15 protein-coding genes are annotated in these 17,459 nt (G+C 62.8%); 8 read left to right on the forward strand and 7 right to left on the reverse strand.

The window, feature by feature from the left end; translation table 11 throughout:
• From BTH42_RS28715 to BTH42_RS28730, 4 genes are all read left to right on the forward strand, one after another.
• Positions 1–663 (forward strand): serine hydroxymethyltransferase (locus BTH42_RS28715; protein WP_143752243.1); only part of this gene is annotated, 663 nt, incomplete at its 5' end.
• 402 nt (positions 664–1,065) lie between these two features.
• Complete coding sequence (locus BTH42_RS28720; RefSeq protein WP_075304569.1) at positions 1,066–3,693, forward strand: PAS domain-containing protein; 2,628 nt, start codon at positions 1,066–1,068, stop codon at positions 3,691–3,693.
• A gap of 195 nt (positions 3,694–3,888) precedes the next feature.
• On the forward strand, positions 3,889–4,764 hold the full coding sequence (locus BTH42_RS28725) for a LysR family transcriptional regulator (RefSeq protein ID WP_075304570.1): 876 nt from the start codon (positions 3,889–3,891) through the stop codon (positions 4,762–4,764).
• 133 nt (positions 4,765–4,897) lie between these two features.
• Positions 4,898–6,127, forward strand: a complete 1,230-nt coding sequence (locus BTH42_RS28730) for a YbfB/YjiJ family MFS transporter (RefSeq protein WP_075304571.1) — start codon at positions 4,898–4,900, stop codon at positions 6,125–6,127.
• A gap of 107 nt (positions 6,128–6,234) precedes the next feature.
• Here the strand turns inward: BTH42_RS28730 and BTH42_RS28735 are convergent, their stop codons facing one another.
• Positions 6,235–7,056, reverse strand: coding sequence for an alpha/beta fold hydrolase (locus BTH42_RS28735; protein ID WP_075304572.1), 822 nt, complete (start codon positions 7,054–7,056; stop codon positions 6,235–6,237).
• 167 nt (positions 7,057–7,223) lie between these two features.
• The gene (locus BTH42_RS28740; RefSeq protein WP_075304573.1) at positions 7,224–8,222 is read right to left on the reverse strand and encodes an MBL fold metallo-hydrolase; all 999 of its coding nucleotides are present in this window, start codon (positions 8,220–8,222) and stop codon (positions 7,224–7,226) included.
• A 241-nt stretch (positions 8,223–8,463) separates the two neighbouring features.
• On the opposite strand from BTH42_RS28740, the gene BTH42_RS28745 reads away from it, so the two are divergent.
• Positions 8,464–9,459, forward strand: a complete 996-nt coding sequence (locus tag BTH42_RS28745) for an NAD(P)H-quinone oxidoreductase (protein WP_075304574.1) — start codon at positions 8,464–8,466, stop codon at positions 9,457–9,459.
• Positions 9,460–9,585: 126 nt separating this feature from the next.
• Here BTH42_RS28745 and BTH42_RS28750 read toward each other — a convergent pair whose 3' ends face one another.
• The 3 genes from BTH42_RS28750 to BTH42_RS28760 form a co-directional block, all read right to left on the reverse strand.
• Complete coding sequence (locus BTH42_RS28750) at positions 9,586–9,960, reverse strand: VOC family protein (RefSeq protein ID WP_075304575.1); 375 nt, start codon at positions 9,958–9,960, stop codon at positions 9,586–9,588.
• Between the two features lie 34 nt (positions 9,961–9,994).
• Positions 9,995–10,717 (reverse strand): YafY family protein, encoded by a 723-nt coding sequence (locus BTH42_RS28755; protein WP_075304576.1) that lies wholly within the window; start codon positions 10,715–10,717, stop codon positions 9,995–9,997.
• Between the two features lie 202 nt (positions 10,718–10,919).
• Positions 10,920–11,879, reverse strand: a complete 960-nt coding sequence (locus BTH42_RS28760) for a LysR family transcriptional regulator (RefSeq protein ID WP_075304577.1) — start codon at positions 11,877–11,879, stop codon at positions 10,920–10,922.
• Positions 11,880–12,011: 132 nt separating this feature from the next.
• Here BTH42_RS28760 and BTH42_RS28765 point away from each other — a divergent pair, with 132 nt between their 5' ends.
• Positions 12,012–12,725, forward strand: a complete 714-nt coding sequence (locus tag BTH42_RS28765; RefSeq protein ID WP_075304582.1) for an SDR family NAD(P)-dependent oxidoreductase — start codon at positions 12,012–12,014, stop codon at positions 12,723–12,725.
• 351 nt (positions 12,726–13,076) lie between these two features.
• Here BTH42_RS28765 and BTH42_RS28770 read toward each other — a convergent pair whose 3' ends face one another.
• On the reverse strand, positions 13,077–14,321 hold the full coding sequence (locus BTH42_RS28770; RefSeq protein ID WP_075304578.1) for an FAD-binding oxidoreductase: 1,245 nt from the start codon (positions 14,319–14,321) through the stop codon (positions 13,077–13,079).
• A gap of 97 nt (positions 14,322–14,418) precedes the next feature.
• On the reverse strand, positions 14,419–15,207 hold the full coding sequence (locus BTH42_RS28775; RefSeq protein WP_075304579.1) for an ABC transporter substrate-binding protein: 789 nt from the start codon (positions 15,205–15,207) through the stop codon (positions 14,419–14,421).
• Between the two features lie 239 nt (positions 15,208–15,446).
• Here BTH42_RS28775 and BTH42_RS28780 point away from each other — a divergent pair, with 239 nt between their 5' ends.
• On the forward strand, positions 15,447–16,418 hold the full coding sequence (locus tag BTH42_RS28780; RefSeq protein WP_075304580.1) for an ornithine cyclodeaminase family protein: 972 nt from the start codon (positions 15,447–15,449) through the stop codon (positions 16,416–16,418).
• Between the two features lie 232 nt (positions 16,419–16,650).
• Positions 16,651–17,295, forward strand: a complete 645-nt coding sequence (locus BTH42_RS28785) for a transcriptional regulator (protein WP_075304581.1) — start codon at positions 16,651–16,653, stop codon at positions 17,293–17,295.
• Positions 17,296–17,459 lie beyond the last annotated feature (164 nt).

Here is a 17,459-nt window from a genome sequence, read left to right on the forward strand (position 1 = left end):
GCGTACTTCATGGTCGACATGGCGCACTACGCGGGCCTGATCGCCGCCGGCGTCTACCCGAACCCGGTGCCGCACGCCGACTTCGTCACCACCACCACGCACAAGAGCCTGCGCGGCCCGCGCGGCGGCGTGATCCTGATGAAGGCCGAGTTCGAGAAGCAGATCAACTCGGCGATTTTCCCGGGCATTCAGGGCGGTCCGCTGATGCATGTGATCGCCGGCAAGGCGGTCGCGTTCAAGGAAGCGCTGTCGCCGGAATTCAAGGAATACCAGCAGCGCGTGATCGAAAACGCGCGCGTGCTCGCCGAAACGCTGGTCAAGCGCGGTCTGCGCATCGTCTCGGGCCGCACCGAAAGCCACGTGATGCTGGTCGACCTGCGCGCGAAGAAGATCACCGGCAAGGCAGCGGAAGCTGCGCTCGGCGCGGCTCACATCACGGTCAACAAGAACGCGATTCCGAACGATCCGGAAAAGCCGTTCGTGACCTCGGGCATCCGCCTCGGCTCGCCGGCGATGACCACCCGCGGCTTCGGCGTGAAGGAAGCCGAGGTGGTCGGCAACCTGATCGCCGAAGTACTCGAGAGCCCGGAAGACCCGGCGACGATCGAACGCGTGAAAGCGAAGGTCGCGGAATTGACCGCCCGTTTCCCGGTGTACGGCTGACGCGCGTCACGAAGTTGCAGTCGGGGCGCTCCGCTAAAACGCGGATGCGCCTCATCAGCGCATTACCCTACTCAGAGCCCGAACCGGCACGCGCGACCGGTTCTTTTTACACGCCGACGTAAGTTCGTCATCCCGATCAATGATTTGGAGCGGTAGCGGCTACCTGAGGCCCCTCGCCTGCGCACCGCCGCACAAACAAAACGAGCCGCAAACCCAATGAAGCGGCCCACGCTTGTCGTCAGATAGCGACTGTTTGGCTCACTGCATGCTTGCCGCATCATCGTCCGCACGGTAAAACATCGGCTACGGCTTTCGAGCCCAACTAACGAGACCGTGCACACCATGCCGGCGGCGCCAGCTCATCTGGCCGCCTGTCCGCAGGGAGGCCGGCGCCAGCACGCTATGCACGATCCCGCTCACTTCCTGCCTTCGTTCGTCTGGCGCGCCGACCGCGACGGCGTGATCCGCTACGCGAACCCGTGGACCGCGCGTTATCTCGGCCGCCCCGCCGCCGAACTCGCCGGGCTGCACTGGAAAATCTTCGTTCATCCCGGCGACATCGAACCGGTACTCGATGCGGTCCGGCAGATGCGCGACGGCACGCTGCTCGGCAATGTCGAAGTACGGCTGCTGCGCGCGGACGGCACGTATCGCTGGCACACGCTGCATCTGCAGGCGCAGCTCGACGCGAACGGCCGCATCGGCGACACGATGGGCGTCGCCACCGACATCCACGAAGCCCGTCACGCATGGGCGATGTACGAAGCGAGCGAGCGCCGTCTGAAGGCCGCGTTCCAGGGCGCGCGCATGGGTGCGTGGGAATGGGACATGAAGAACCGCGTGGTTCGGATGACCTCGCAGCTCGCTTATCTGTACGGCTTTCCGCCCGGCACCGACGCGATCGGCCTGTCCGATCTGTGGGACCGGGTCGAGCCCGAGTATCGCGAGCTGTTCGAACAGAAGCTCGACGAAGCGCTGCAACACGGCGGCCCGTTCGAACTCGATTTCGTGCTCGACGACGGCGCGAGCGCGCCGCGCTGGCTGCGCATGCGCGGCCACGCCGAGTTCGACGCTCACGGCACGCTCGCGCATGTGTACGGCGTGAGCTTCGATATCAGCAAGCAGCGCGCCGCCGAACAGCAGTTGAGTCTGAGCGAGCGGCGTTACCGGGCGCTGGTCGAATCGACCGGCGCGCTGGTGTGGTCGGCCGCGCCGAACGGCGACATTCGCGCGAGCGGCGACGACTGGAGCCGCTTCACCGGCGACGAGGTCGTCCATCTATCGGACTGGGGCTGGCTCGACTACGTGCATCCGGACGACCGCGACAGCGCGCGGCAAACGTGGCTCGAAGTGCTGCGGCGCGGCCAGCCCAGCTCCAGCCAGTTCCGCATGCGCCGTCACGACGGCCAGTACCGGATGGTCAACGCGCAGGCGGTGCCGCTGTTCGACGGCCACGGCAAACTGCAGGAATGGTTCGGCACGACCACCGACGTGACCGCCAGGCACGAAGCGCAGGCGGCAATCGAAGCGCGCAACCTGCGCCTGTCGGTCGCGATGCAGGCCGCGCGCATGTACATCGTCACGCTCGACCTCGCGAGCGGCACGCTGTCGGTCGAAGGCGGCGCCGCGGCGCCGGCCAACCGTCCGTTGACCTATGACGACGCGCTGCGCCGTCTGCACCCCGACGACCGCGCGACGCTCGAACGTTATCTGAACACGCTCGCCGCCGGCGGCGACCCCGGCGCGAATTTCGAATTCCGCGTGCCGCGCGCGGCCGGCGAACTGTGGATGCAAGGCAGCGCGCTGCTGCAGCGAAGCGCGGACGGCAAGCCGTTGCGGATCATCGCGAGCGTGATCGACATCACCCAGCGCAAGCAGCTCGAACTGATGCTGCGCGAGACCGACCGCCGCAAGGACGAGTTTCTGGCGATGCTCGCGCACGAGCTGCGCAACCCGCTCGCGCCGCTGCGCACGGCGCTCGCGCTGCTCGACAAGCAGCCCGAAGCGCAAGCGCCCGCACCCGAGCTGATCGATCTGATGCGCCGCCAGGTCGAGCATATGACGCGCATCGTCGACGATCTGCTGGAGGTGTCGCGCATCACACACGGGCGCATCGTGCTGCAACTCGAACCGGTGCTGGTCGGCACCGCCGTCTATCACGCGGTCGAGGCAATCGCGCCAATGGCCGAAGCACGGCAACAGCAGTTGCAGGTGAACGTCTGCGATCCGACCACCTGGGTGAACGGCGACATCACGCGGATCGCGCAGATCTTCGTCAACATCCTGAACAACGCGAGCAAGTACACGCCGGAGAACGGCCGGATCACGGTCAGCGTCGAAGCCGACGACGAATCGGTGTACATCGTCACGCGGGATACCGGCACCGGCATTTCGGCCGAGCTGCTGCCGAAGGTGTTCGAGCTGTTCTCGCAGGGCGAGCGCACGCTCGATCGGGCGAGCGGCGGCCTGGGCATCGGCTTGTCGCTGGTCAAGAAGCTGGTCGAGATGCACAACGGCACGATCGCGGTGCACAGCGACGGCCCCCATCTCGGCACCACGGTGACGGTCAGCCTGCCGCGTCTGCATCACCAGCAGCGCCATGCGGCGGTCGCGCTGTCGGAGCCCGCGCCGGGGCCCGCACGCAGCGTGTTGCGCATGCTGGTCGTCGACGACAATCGCGACGCCGCCGATTCGCTCGCGATGTTGTGCGAATCGGAAGGACACGCGGCGCGGGTCGCTTATTCGTCGGCCGAAGCGCTCGATGTCGCGCCGCCGTTCGCGCCCGATGTCGCATTGCTCGATATCGGTTTGCCGGATATCGACGGCTATGAACTCGCAAAGCAGCTGCGCCGCAAAGGCGACACGAAGCCGTTGCTGATCGCGATTACCGGTTATGGGCAGACCGAGGACCGGTTGCGCGCACAGGCGGCGGGCTTCGATTATCACTTCGTGAAGCCGGTCAATATCGATAGTCTGCTGGCGCTGCTCGCTTCGGTGATGGTGGGCGGGAAAGGCAATGCGGTGGAGTAGCGGACGGATCGCACCGTATCGACGTGACAGCCCAATCCTGTATCCTTGCGCAACTCGTTTGGAACGCAAGGTGACGGGACCATTCCCCGCGTCGTCACGATCACTCTCGACACCGGCGGCGAAGCGCATTCGCGCCAGCCTAAGACGGTCCGCAGCCAGTTCCGACATCGCCATCACGAATCATGGATTTTTCGAGTGAACTGGGACGACACAAGAATATTTCTCGCGCTTCAGCGTGAGCGCACGCTGCGCCGGGCCGCGCGCGTGGCGGGCGTCGATCAGGCAACGGTAGGCCGCCGCCTGGCGGCACTGGAGCACGCGCTGGGCGCCACGCTGTTTCTACGCACTTCCGAAGGCTATGTGCTGACTCCCGCTGGAGAGAACGCGCTGCGCTCCGCCGAGCAAATGGAGAAGTCCGCCAATGCGCTGATTCGCCAGGCGCAGGGTGCCGATAGCCGGCTGGCGGGCGAGGTCAAGGTCACCACGACCGATTCGCTCGCGCTGCAATTTGTGATCCCGGCGATGGCACGCCTGCATGCCGCGCATCCGGACGTCAGCGTGATTCTGAATACTTCCACGCAGATGCTGAACCTCGCGCGCCGCGAGGCCGATATCGCAATACGCAACATGAAGCCGGAGAACCCGGATCTGGTGGCGAGGCGTCTGGCCCGCTGGACGGTGGGTCTTTTCGCGTCGCCGGCTTACCTTGCCGAGCGCGGCGAGCCCACGCGCAATGAAGCGTTCGGGGGGCATGACCTCGTCATGTACCAGCCCTATCTGACCGGCAGTGCCGCGCCGACGCTGGTCGGAGAGCCTATCCACGGGGGGCGGCTCGTCAGCGCGGTGAATTCGAGTCTGATGCTGCGGACCATGATCAAAGCCGGCATGGCCATCGGCGAGGTTCCGCTGCCGCTGGCGGAGCGCGACGGACTGCAGCGCATCTGGCCGGAGAAAGCGCGTGCGGGGCACTATGAAGTCTGGCTGGTCACGCACCAGGATCTTCGGCACACCGCCCGCGTGCGCGCGATGATCGATACGCTCGTCGACGAGTTTCAGGAGCGTCAGCACTAAGCCCCGCGGCCGGGCGCTGCACAAATGCATAGCCCGCACGGCAAATTGCAGCATCGATGTCGACGCAAGCGTCCCTACACTCGTATGCACGACAGACCGGATCGACCGGCTGCGCTTCTACGGTGCATACGCCATGAACAATTTTTCTGCTTCCACACTCAATGCGGTTTCGCCGCCGCGCACGCGGTGGTACATCTTCGCGGGATTCGCGGCCAGTCTTGTCAGTATCGGACTGGCCCGCTTCGCGTACACACCGCTCGTGCCCGCGCTGATCGACGCGAGATGGTTCTCGGCCTCGAACGTCGTCTTCCTTGCCGCGGCGAATCTTGCCGGCTATCTGTTAGGCGCGCTCATCGGACACCCGCTGTCCAGACGCTTGTCCAGCGTTGCCACCTTGCGTCTGATGATGGTGGTCGTGACGCTGGCATTCGCGGCCTGCGCGTGGCCGTTGTCGGTTGCCTGGTACTTCGTCTGGCGGCTCGCGTCGGGCGTGGCCGGGGGCGCCATCATGGTCCTGGCGCCGGGCGCGATTTTGCCTCACGTCCCGCGCGAGCGGCGCGGCGTCGCGAGCGGTGCGATCTTCCTGGGCATCGGGATCGGTATTGCGGGTTCGGGGACGATCGTTCCGCTGCTGCTGCAGTCCGGTCTGCGTACGACGTGGCTCGGGCTCGCCGTCATTGCCGCGGTACTGACCGCGACGACGTGGTCAGCGTGGCCTCGCGGACAGGCCGGCGCAGTGGCCGACCACGGCGCCCAATCGACCGCTGTCGCGACTCGCGTGGACCGTGGCGTGCTGTTGCTCTATGCGCAATACGGTCTGATGGCGATGGCTCTCGTGCCCACCATGGTGTTCCTCGTCGACTTCGTTGCGCGGGGACTGGGAGCGGGCGCCCATATGGGTGCGCTGATCTGGGTGGTCTATGGCGGCGGTGCGATTGTCGGCCCACCGGTCTACGGTTGGCTTGCCGATCGGCTGGGCGCGCGCCGCGCGCTGCGGGTCGCCTTGATCGCCCAGGCGCTTGCCGTCGGCGTGATGGCCTACGCGTCGAACCTCGTATGGCTGGCGATGGCGACGGCGATCATCGGAACGTTTCCGCCCGGCATCGTTCCGCTCGCCCTGGCTCGCGTGCATGAGCGCATTCACGATCATCATCGCCAAAGCGAAGCGTGGAGCCGGGCAACCGTCAGCTTCGCCACGTGCCAGGCCATCGCTGGCTATGCGTACTCCGCAATCTTCACGGCCAGCGGCGGCGCCCATCGGCTTCTGTTTGCGATCGCGCTGGGCTTTCTGCTCGTGGCTCTCGGTTCGGAACTCGTCGTTCCCGAAGCGTACCTCGGGCGTTCCAGGCAACCTGCGCTCTAACCGCCCTGCCTGTTAGCGCAGATGTAAAACCGACCCGCCGGGAGCGCGGACAAACACGCGCACCGCACGGTTGCCCAGCGCGTCAGCGGCGCTGGGCAACGATGCGTTTATGAATTGATGAACGCTACAAGGTCTTCATTGAGCTGGCTCGCATGCGTCGCAATCAGGCCATGAGATCCGCCGGCGTACACCTTCAGTTCCGCATTCGGGACCAGCGAGGCGGCCGGGCGCGAAGACATCTGCACCGGCACATTCTGATCGTCATCGCCATGCAGTAGCAGCGTGGGGACGGTGAGCCGCTTCAGATCCTCCGTGAAGTCGACTTCGGAGAACTCGCGAATGCACGCGTGCTGCGCGAGGATGCCGCCAGTCATCCCCTGCGCCCAGAACGCGTCGATCACGCTTTGAGACGACGCCGTCCCGGGCCGATTGAAGCCGAAGAACGGGACGGCCAGATCCCTGAAGAACTGCGACCGGTTCTCCGCGAGCGCCTTGCGGATACCGTCGAAGATCTCCAGCGGGACGCCGGTCGGATTCGCACCGGTCTTTGCCATCAGCGGGACCGGCGCGGCGATCAACACGGCTCTTGCGACGCGTTCGCTGCCGTGCCGGCTGATGTAGCGTACGACCTCGCCGCCGCCGATCGAATGTCCTACCAGGGTGGCATTTTTCAGATCGAGCGTGTTCATCAGCGCGGCAAGGTCGTCGGCATAAGTGTCGATGTCGTTGCCGTTCGACGGCTGATCCGAACGTCCGTGTCCGCGCCGATCGTGTGCGACGACGCGGAACCCGCTTTGCACCAGCGCGATCATCTGCGCATCCCAGGCGTCGGCATTCGACGGCCAGCCGTGGGAGAGAACGACCGGGCGGCCAGCGCCCCAATCCTTGTAGAAGAGCCGGGTTCCGTCAGTGGTTGTGATGTAGGGCATGTTTGCTTTGCATATCGAAGAATTGACGTGCGCACACGTGAAGAACGCAGCGGCCGACAAAGTGGCCGCTGCGTCCGAGGGAGAACTACCGGAAAGAAGAATCAGAAGGGAGCGTGCTCGTCCGACGCCCAGAGCGGGAAACTACAGACGCAGCCCGGATGAAGCGATCACTTGCCGACGTCTTGCCCGACATCGCCTTCATAGTTGAGCGGCACCCACTCGAACCGTTCGCCGCTTCGGCGCAAGTGGCCGAGGCCGGGGAAAGCGATATGGGCCGCAGCGATCATCGTCCGGTCACGCACGGCGTCGTCGAATACACGTTTGCGCGCTTGCTTGGCGGCGCCGGCATCGCTGTCGTACTTGACGGTAATTTCCGGCTCGCGAAGCTGGAGCGCCGCGACGTGGACAATGTCGCCCCAGACAATCAGCGTTTGCCCGTTTCGCTTCACCACGTAGGACACGTGCCCCGGCGTGTGGCCGGGAGTCTGGATTGCGGTGATGCCCGGTACGACCTCGGTGTCGCCGGCAAACGTCTGGAAGCGATGCGCCGCCTGGTACGGAGCGACGGCCGCGACCGCATCGTCAAAGAACGGCGCGAGGAATGCAGGCGCTTTCGCCTTGTTTTCTGCGTTCAGCCAATAGCCGGCTTCCACGCGGTTTGCGTGCAGGACGGCGTTGGGGAACAACGCTTTTCCGTTGGCGCTGACCCCGCCGATATGGTCCATGTGCATGTGCGTGAGATAGATCTCGTCGACCTGCTCCGGACGATACCCCGCTGCGCGAAGGTGCTCGATCAGGCGGCCACAGCAGTCGCCATATAACGACCCCGCGCCCGCATCGATCAGCACGAGCTTCGAGCCGGTATTGACGAGGAACGCGTTAATGGAGCCCTGCACCGGCAGCTTCAGGAAGTCCTGCTCCAGGTATTCGTGCATTTGATCCTTCGGCATCCCTTCCACGACGGTATCGACAGGAAACGCATGCGTGCCGTCGAGAAGCGCCGTGACTTCATAGTCCCCGATCATCGTCCGGTAGTAGCCCGGCCCTTGCGTTTGCACAATCGGAGCGGCGGCCAGCGCGACTGGACCGACGGGCGAGCCGAGCATCGCAAGGCCGAGCGTCAGAGCGGAGACGAGACGAAGGAAAGAACGTTTGACCTTTTTCATTTTTCTTGAAGTACGAAAGTGGGTGGCATCAGATGTGAACGAGTCTGTTCGGCAATACTCGTGGAAACGCCGAGCGAGTATAGGGACTGTGCCGGAATAGATCGCGCAGTACTTTGCATACGCAGTGATGCAAAAATGCAGTTCAGAGAAGGAAAGGTGCATGTATCTGGCGAATCCACGCATGCCTATACTGCCCTCTCCGATCGGGCTCGGCTCAGCCCGATCTTTCTCTGGAGTCTGTATGAAAGCGATTGGATTCAAGTCATTTGGCGCCGCCGATGTTCTTCAACTGGTGGACACAGCGGAGCCGCAGATCCGTCCGAATGACCTGCTTGTACGCAACCATGCCGCCGGCGTGAATCGCGCGGATATCATTCAGCGTACGGGAGCCTATGGGCGCGCGTATTTCGGTGACTCCGATGTGATGGGCCTCGAAATCGCCGGTGAAGTGATAGGCATTGGCAGCGAGGTCCAGGGCTTTGCGCCTGGGGACCGTGTCATGGGTATCGTCGGTGGCGGCGCATACGCCGAACTGGCCCGCATCGACCACCGCATGGCAATGCGGATTCCCAAGGGATTCAGCTTTGTCGAAGCCGCCGCGATCCCCGAGGTATTCATAACGGCGCACGAAGCGTTATTCCATCTGGCGCAGTTGCAAGCCGGCGAGCGAGTACTGATCCACGCTGCGGCAAGCGGCGTGGGCACCGCTGCCGTGCAACTGGCGACCGCTGCGGGCGCCGAAGTATTCGTGACCGCGAGCGCCAGCAAACTACCGCAACTTCGCGACCTCGGAGCGGATGTGCCGATCGACTACAAGCAGCAGGACTACGCTGCCGTCGTCGCCGACGCAACCGGTGGAAAAGGGATCGACGTCATCGTGGATTTCGTCGGTGCGCCGTACTTTGAACGCAACATTCATGCGCTGGCCAATGGCGGGCGCCTGATCCAGGTGGGCACACTCGGAGGCAGCACCGGCGCCGCGGTGCCATTGGAGCGGATCCTGTACGGCCATCTGAAAGTAATCGGTACGGTCATGAAGTCGCGCACACCGGACGAGAAGCGGGAAATGGTGAAGCGCTTCAGCGATCGCTGGCTTGGCTGCTTTGAAGAAGGCAGTATCCGGCCAGTCATCGACAGCGTTTTTCCGCTGGACAAGGCCGGCGATGCGCATCGCCGGATGGAGTCGAATCAGAGTGTGGGAAAGATCATCCTGGAGATCGGCCACCCTGCTCCGTGAGCATGAAGCGGCCTGTACACGATGGAAGTCCGCCATGGCTGAGCATGACGGTACGGTTATGAAAACGTATCGATCGCCTGGATTGAACGAAGTGGAGGCAGTGGGCCGCGGTGACCGCAGGCCTTCTCAACGCCCAGGCCTGGAAAAAATATTCACGAGATTTCCATCCGGGTCGCGTAGGAGCAGCGAGCGATTGCCCCACGGCATCAATGTCGTCGGCATCACGACGGCTGTACCGAAAGCTTGCATCTGTTCGCACACGAGGTCCACATCCTCCACTTCAAACTCCAGGATTGCCGATCGATTGGCGGCGGAAGTGGCAGCGCCGACATTGAAAAGCTTGATCAGGTTCTCCGATGAAATTGCGAGTGTTGAGTTCGGGAATCGCATTTCGGCAAACCCGTCGGCCAGCCGTTCAGCTTTGATCCCGGAAAGCCTCTGATAGAAGTCGACCAGTCGTTCGAAATCGGAGGTAACCAGTCGTACGGATGCAAACTTCATGTTGAGCTCCTTTTGCCAGAAAAAGAGCTTCAGTCTAATGGGCGATACTGTCAGATTCTGGCAGTATGGTGCGACTCGCGACCTCGTTGAACTTGCGCCACTCTCGAAGCAGTGTGGAACGCCTCTTGGGGTAGCGCTCCGGCTTTTGTTCCACGCTCAAGATCCGATCCGAACGAAAATTGCGAAATTCAGTTCGAAGTTCGCACCAACACATCAGCACTCGAGCCTGGTCGAAATACACCAGCGCAAAAGGCCAAACGACGCGCCGCGATTGAACGCCGCTGCCGTCCACGTAAGTAATTTCGAGCTTCTGCTCCGCGCGCACCGCGGCACGCAGCAGGTCCGGCGAGATCGTGTGAGCAGGTCGCGTCCGCGGCGCGCCGACCAGCAGCGACGATTCGTGAAGTTCGCGGCGCAGTTCAGCGGGCAGTACAGCGGCTATTTTTGCCAGCGTGCTTAACGCGCCGGCCGAAAGCGTCTTGTCGCCGCGGTCGGCCACCCAGCGCATTCCAAGCACCAACGCATCGAGTTCCTCCAAGCGGAACATGATGGGTGGAAGCATGAAGCCCGGCTTCATCACGTAGCCAACGCCTGGTTCCCCTTCGATCATTGCTCCCTGGGCCCGCAAACTGGCGATGTCCCGATACAGCGTGCGGGCGCTCACCCCGAGTTCATCAGCGAGCGTTTGGGCGCTCACGGGGCGTCGATAACGACGTAACACCTGAAGGAGTTGAAGGAGACGTTCGGCACGGGACATAGGTGAATCCTGATATCGACCCGGAAGGAAATCAAAGACGTGATCCGTTGCTCCAGACCGAATGCAATTGATGTGTTGCGGTAGCCACGGCATTGTTGACGATCTACAGGGCTTTGTCGAACGTCCCTGCGAGAACTATCGCGCGGAGTGCTGGTGAAACAGCGTCAAAAAAACGCTCCGTATGTTTGCGCGGCGGACCGGGCTAACGACGCAGCGGTGGCGAATCTGCCGATGGGTCCGGCGGATAGGCGGCCGAACACAGATCCAGCACCTGGCCGCGAAACCAGCGATGAGCCGGATCGTGATCGAGGCGCGGATGCCAGATCGCCGAGATGTTGAAAGCGGATGTGGATAGTGGAAGCTCGAAGCACTGCAAACCGTTGGCGGTCGCGTAATCCGGAATAAACGCATTGCCGAGACAGGAACGCGGAACGACGGCGAGCAAGTCCGAACGACGCGCCAACTGCATGGCGCTGGTATAGGACGGCACCACCATCAATAGCTTTCGTCGCATGCCTTGTCGTTCCAGGGTCGTGTCGATAGAGCTTTCCGCTTCGCCGGTACGCGAGATCATCACATGGCCGAATTCGGTCCATTGCTCTACGCTGATCCCTCCATCGTCCAGCAGCGGATGTCCGACGCGGCATACGCCGACATAGCGATCGCGAAATAGCAAACGCGTTCGTACTTCGGGGGCTGATGTCCTGACGATACCGATCTCCAGGTCGATCATGCCCTCCCTCAGCGGTTGCGCGTTCCAGTCCTGCTTGAGCGCAAAGCGAATCCGCACAGCGGGTGCCGCGAGGTGGACCCGCTCCATCAAGGCCGCGCCAAGCAGGTCGATGAAACCTTCGCCGGCTCGCAGCGTAAAGCATTGTTCAAGGGCGGAGATGTCGAACCGATGCTCGGCGCGACTCAGCGCGGCCTCCGCTTCGCGGACCAGCGCGGGAATACGCTGGCTCAGTTGTTCGGCGTAAGGCGTCAGCACCAGCATGCGTCCGGCCTGAAGCAGCAAGCGATCACCGGTCGCTGAGCGCAGGCGCGTCAGCGTGCGGCTCATCGCAGAGACGCTGAGGTTCAGGCGCCGGGCAGCGCCCGTCACGCTACGTTCGCTCAGCAATGCATCCAGTGCAGTCAGCAGGTTCAGGTCGATGCGTGTCATCTCCCCAGAATAATCGAAAACCCAGCTCGTATGGCGTTTGGCGCAATCGAGGATTGCAGGCTGGGCGTCTGGTGCAAATCGGCGGCTCTCTCGACAATTCATGGAATCCGTTGCCGAGAAAAGGAGAACATCATGCACCGCACCTCTGTCCACACATCCACCGTCCTGCTCATCGGCGCTTCGCGCGGTCTCGGCCACGCGATGGCTGTGGAGTTCGTGAAGAAGGGCTGGCACGTTGTCGGTACCGTGCGTGCCGATGGCGGGAGAACGCTCCTGCACGAGCTCGCCGATGCGCAGCCAGGCCGGGTCGACATCGAAACGCTCGACATCACGCGGCCAGATCAGCTCCGGGCATTACGCGAGCGTTTGTCCGGCCGGCTATTCGACGTACTGTTCGTCAATGCTGGCACCACCAATCCTGATCCGACGCAGACCATCGGCGAAGTGTCGACGGAAGATTTCGTGGACCTCATGATTACCAACGCACTCAGCCCGATGCGGGTGGTCGAAAGCCTCTCTGACCTGGTTAGGCCGGACGGCCTGATCGGGATCATGTCGTCCGGGCAAGGCAGTATCGCTGACAACGAATCCGGCCAGCGCGAGCTTTACCGTGGTACGAAGGCAGCACTGAACCAGTTCATGCGCAGCTTTGCCGCGCGTCACGCGCACACGTCGCGGGCCATGCTGCTGATGGCGCCCGGCTGGGTGCGTACCGACCTGGGCGGGCCCGAGGGGCGACTGTCGATCGAGGAAAGCGTTCCAGGCGTCGTGGATGTGCTTCTGGCCAAGCTGGGGCGCCCTGGGCTTGAGTATCTCGACTATCGTGGCCGGACCGTTCGATGGTGAGGGTTGCGGTTTTGGTTATCTTTCTTGTTTGTGGGGGAGGATGGCAGCTACTTTCTGACCGGCGAATCTGGGAACTGGCGTCGACTAACTGGTCCTGGCCGACTTGCTGCCCGACGCGGTTGGCCGGACTCGACCCATGCCGGACGGTCGCAAGTTCTACCGTCCTTGTCTGCTGCCGAATGCTTAGCAGCCATTCACGGTCCCAGCGGTCACAGTGTCTGTGTGGTCCCGATCAGGGAAAGAACACACATAGGCGGGGCGTCGGAACTCCAGCGTTCGCGGCCCATCGACCTCCACAAAAGTCGATCGTAGGCCGCCCACCCAGATCTTTGGGGCCGGCCGCCCCCACCGCTAACTACGGAACCGTTCAGCGCGAAACGGACGCGCATCCGCACAGGTCGGTGTCCCGGTCATCATCTCCGCCAGCAATCGCCCGGTCACGGGCCCCAGGGTCAGGCCGTGGTGGGCATGACCGAATGCAAACCACAACCCGGGATGAAGCGGCGCGCGCCCAATGACTGGACGCATGTCTGGCGTGCAAGGACGCAGGCCGAGCCACGGACTCGCGTCGAGTCGCTCACCCAGACCGAAGCTCGGCCGGGCGGTGCGCTCCGCGCGTTCGAGCTGGACACCCGTCGGCCTGGCGTCACGCAGTGCGATCTCGACCCCCGTGGTCAGCCGCAGGCGTCCTTCCATCGGTGCCACCACGTAGCCCTGCTCCGCGTCGACGAACGGCATCGACAGCATCTGCCGAGTGGGACGGTAGTGCATGTGATAGCCGCGCTTCGTGCGCAAAGGAATGCGGTAACCAAGCGGCGCGAAGACGCGGTCAGACCATGAACCGAGTGCCACCACGACCTCTTTCGCGCTGATCCGGCCCGACACTGTCTGAACCGTCCACGCGCCCGCTTGCGCCGTGAGCGTGGCGGCGTCGCCGGCGAACACCGTCCCGCCGCCTGCTTCGAAAAGACCCGCATAACCTTTGGTCAGGGCTCCGGGATTGACGATGCTCTTCGGGTCCTGCCAATGCAGCGCGCCACAAAAGCTGTCCGCGAGGCCCGGCTCGCGCACGGCCAGCGCCGCCGAATCCAGCACCGCGAGCCGCAAGCCATAGGTCCTGGCAGTCGTTGCGGCGGCCGCCGCCTGCCGCGAAAATTCCGCCGGGGTGCGATAGGCGTCGATCCAGCCGCTGTCGCGAACGAGATGACCGAGTTGCGCGCGCTCAATGAGCCGATCATGTTCCGCAACGCTTTGCCGGATCAACGGCAACATGTCGCGCGCGGCGGCCATCAATCGCTCGGGCGACGACTCCCACCAGAAGCGCGCCAGCCAGCTCGCAAAGTGCGGCAACGCCCGGTAGTCCCAGTACAGGTCGGTCGATCGATTCTTCGCATAGCGCAGCAACGTGCCGAAATCGCGCGGAAAACCGTACGGAACGACCGAGGAGCTTTCAAGCAGCCCCGCGTTGCCGAAGCTGGTCTCTTCGCCTGGAGCGCGCCGGTCCACCAGTGCCACCCGGCGGCCGCGGTCCTGCAACTGCAGCGCGGACGATACGCCGACAATCCCGGCGCCCAGCACTATCACATCGAAATCCATAAACTCGCTTCGCTTTTTCTGTCAGGACTGGACGCCCGGCTGCCGCATTTTGGGCGGCAAGCCGGTGCGAAACCTCTGGCGCCGGCTCGTGGATCCGTTACTTCGAGATAATGTCGCTGTTGAAATACTTCCGCGAAAGACTGCTCAATGTGCCGTCTTTCTTCAGCGCGTCGAGCGCGGCATTGACTTTCGCGACCAGCGCCTTGTCGGCCTTGCGCATACCCCAGCCGGTGCCCTCGCCGAGCGTTGCGGGATCGCTGAGCGGCTTGCCTACGATCGCATACTCGTGACCCGCGGGCTTGCCGAGGAAACCGTCCTGCGCAGTTTGCGCTTCCTGAACGGCGGCGTCGAGGCGCCCACCAACCAGGTCGGCATAGACCTGATCCTGGTCCTGGTACGAAACGACCGTTACGCCGGCATTCGCCCAGTGAGCTTTGAGGAAATCCTCCTGGGACGACCCCTGCAATACGCCCACCCGTTTACCCTGGAGACTTTTCACGTCGGGCAGCAGGCCGGAGCCGCGCCGGGCCACCATCACGATCGGCACGATGTAGATTGGCTTCGTGAATTCGATCGACTGACGGCGCTTCTCCGTGATGTTCATCGCGGAATTGATCACGTCGAATTTGCGGGCCTCCAATGCGGGAATCAGTCCGTCAAACGCGTTTTCGACCCACACGCACTTCACGCCGAGCTTCGTGCAAACGGCATTGCCGACGTCGACGTCGAAGCCCTGCAATTGCCCGCTCGGCGCCTTGCTTTCGAACGGCGGGTAGGCTGCCTCGATGCCGAAGCGCAAGGTGTCCTGAGCCTGCGCGCCGACGGCCCCGAGCGAGCCCGCCAACGCAGCGGCGACGATAAGTGAAAGTTGAAGCTTCCGAAACATGAGAGATCCCCTGGGTGTTTGGGCGACGACAGTTGAGGACATGCGCGACGGTAGGCCGACCCGCTCCGAGGCATCGCATGAGGCTCGCCGACACGTTGGCCTCACATCTGCTCTGGATCGACAGTCTATTCTGGACAAATATAAAAGCAAGCAATTTTCATAATTAATGTCCAGATTGGACTGTTTGACTTAGAATCGCCTCACCGCCGAACCCCGGCAACGTTTTGGAGCGCAGTTCAATGAACCAGTCAGAAAAAGGGTTGCCCCTGATCGTCGATCAGCACGCCGTTCGCGAAGCGCTACCGCACCTCGACGTGCGCGGCGCATTGGCGCAGATGTTTCTTGCGCTCGGAAGCAACGTGGCGGCGCAACCGCCGCAGACGCTGACGCTGTTTCCGCAAGACGCCGGCGACTTCATCACCTATCTGGGCGTGATGGCGGACGCGAAGGTATTCGGCGCGAAGCTGTCGCCGTACATCGTCACGCAGGCGAAGCCGATCATTACCGCGTGGACGGCATTGATGTCGATGGAAACGGGGCAACCGCTGATGTGGTGTGACTCAGGTCTGCTGACGATCGAGCGCACCGCCGGGGCGACCGCACTCGCGGTACAGCATCTCGCTGCCGATCATGCTAGCCGACTTGCGATTGTCGGCGCGGGTGCGGTGGGACAGGCTCATTTGCGGCATCTGGCGTCGGTGCGGCCGTGGCAATCCATTCAGGTGTTTTCGCCCGGGCTTGCGAACGACACGGAAAAGCGCGCGCAGGTCGCGGCGATAGATGAAAGAGTCTCCATTTGCTCCAGGATCGAAGACTGTGTCGCGGACGCTGACGTCGTTGCACTGTGTACCTCGTCCGGCACCCCGGTGCTGCACGACAATATGCTCCGCAAGCCAGCGCTCATTACGTCCATCAGCACCAACGTGGCAAACGCTCACGAGATTCCGCCCGCATGGCTTGCCGACATGGACGTCTATTGCGACTACCGCCGCACCACCCCAGCCAGTGCGGGCGAGATGAAGCTGGCTTCGGAACACCACGGCTGGCGTCCCGAAGCCGTGCGGGGCGATCTTGCCGAACTGATGTGCGGCGAAGCGATCAAACCGTCCTATCGAAAGCATGCGTTTTTCCGCTCGATCGGGCTGGGTCTTGAAGACGTTGCGATTGCCTATGCGCTGTTCAAACATCTGACTGCTCGAACAGGCATGTAAGCGATCGCCGCGATCCTGCCGATCACGCCCTGCCGCCGGAGCAATGTAAAGGCTGTTCGCCGGGACGCCGCGGTGCTCGACCTCCAGGCGAGCCGAGACAGTCGCTTCGCGTCCGGGTCGTCGTGTCGTCGAGCAGAAGTACCGCTTCGCTCGTGGCAAAATGCCGGGCATTTCCCGACCTTCTAAACCACCCACCCAGGTGGACTTTCAGAAAGCTGCAAGCATCTACCCTATGCGAAAGCCCAAGACAACGGCCGCACGCCGACTACTTCTGGATCGCTACAGCCGTGTCGCCGACGGCATTGCGCTGCTGTTTTTCCCTTACGTCGAAATCGTGATTCATGACCTGCAAAGTCAAACGATTGCCTATATCGCCAATAATCTGTCGAAACGGGAACTCGGCGACGACTCCGCTCTGGAAGAGATCGACCACTCCGCGCAGTCCGGTACGATAGGGCCGTATGAAAAAGTCAACTGGGATGGAAGGCGGATGCGGTGCGTCAGCACGGTGTTGTTCGACGATACCGCCAGCGCTTTCGGCGTGATGTGCGTGAATTACAACATCGCCGTCTTCGAAGACATCAAACATGTGATTGATCGTGTGATCTCCGGCGCAGGCGTGGTGAAACAGCCTGAGGAACTGTTCAAGGACGACTGGCAGGAACGCATCAACACGTTCCTTCACACGTGGCTCCAGGAGCGTCAGTTGGCTCTAAATTCGCTGACTCGCGACCATCGTCGCGAGATCGTCGAAGCGTTGTGGGAAGAAGGGGCGTTCAAGGGGAAAAGCGCTGCAAACTACGTCGCGAATGTGTTGGGGATGGGACGTGCCACCGTCTACCAGCATATTAGAGATTTGCGAGACGCGGCCACCTGAGACAAGCTGAACAATGCCGACATGCATACGATGTCAACGTTGACCGAGGCCGTGCCGCAGTGGCCGTGATAGAACTGTAGGCGGCCGTCGAACGTTTGCACTGTACCGCGGAGGAGAGTTCGCAATTGGCCGACCGCCGCCCCACCCCGTCGACTGCCCCCACC

Origin of the sequence: Burkholderia sp. SRS-W-2-2016 (genome assembly GCF_001931485.1) — a bacterium.
GTDB lineage: Bacteria > Pseudomonadota > Gammaproteobacteria > Burkholderiales > Burkholderiaceae > Paraburkholderia.

What these genes read in the sequence shown, in the direction of transcription:
- BTH42_RS28755 (WP_075304576.1), bottom strand. Translation starts at nt 10,717, where the DNA reads ATGTCCCGTGCCGAACGTCTCCTTCAACTCCTTCAGGTGTTACGTCGT.
- BTH42_RS28735 (WP_075304572.1), bottom strand. Translation starts at nt 7,056, where the DNA reads ATGCCCTACATCACAACCACTGACGGAACCCGGCTCTTCTACAAGGAT.
- BTH42_RS28730 (WP_075304571.1), top strand. Translation starts at nt 4,898, where the DNA reads ATGAACAATTTTTCTGCTTCCACACTCAATGCGGTTTCGCCGCCGCGC.
- BTH42_RS28780 (WP_075304580.1), top strand. Translation starts at nt 15,447, where the DNA reads ATGAACCAGTCAGAAAAAGGGTTGCCCCTGATCGTCGATCAGCACGCC.
- BTH42_RS28765 (WP_075304582.1), top strand. Translation starts at nt 12,012, where the DNA reads ATGCACCGCACCTCTGTCCACACATCCACCGTCCTGCTCATCGGCGCT.
- BTH42_RS28770 (WP_075304578.1), bottom strand. Translation starts at nt 14,321, where the DNA reads ATGGATTTCGATGTGATAGTGCTGGGCGCCGGGATTGTCGGCGTATCG.
- BTH42_RS28760 (WP_075304577.1), bottom strand. Translation starts at nt 11,879, where the DNA reads ATGACACGCATCGACCTGAACCTGCTGACTGCACTGGATGCATTGCTG.
- BTH42_RS28720 (WP_075304569.1), top strand. Translation starts at nt 1,066, where the DNA reads ATGCACGATCCCGCTCACTTCCTGCCTTCGTTCGTCTGGCGCGCCGAC.
- BTH42_RS28775 (WP_075304579.1), bottom strand. Translation starts at nt 15,207, where the DNA reads ATGTTTCGGAAGCTTCAACTTTCACTTATCGTCGCCGCTGCGTTGGCG.
- BTH42_RS28750 (WP_075304575.1), bottom strand. Translation starts at nt 9,960, where the DNA reads ATGAAGTTTGCATCCGTACGACTGGTTACCTCCGATTTCGAACGACTG.
- BTH42_RS28740 (WP_075304573.1), bottom strand. Translation starts at nt 8,222, where the DNA reads ATGAAAAAGGTCAAACGTTCTTTCCTTCGTCTCGTCTCCGCTCTGACG.
- BTH42_RS28745 (WP_075304574.1), top strand. Translation starts at nt 8,464, where the DNA reads ATGAAAGCGATTGGATTCAAGTCATTTGGCGCCGCCGATGTTCTTCAA.
- BTH42_RS28785 (WP_075304581.1), top strand. Translation starts at nt 16,651, where the DNA reads ATGCGAAAGCCCAAGACAACGGCCGCACGCCGACTACTTCTGGATCGC.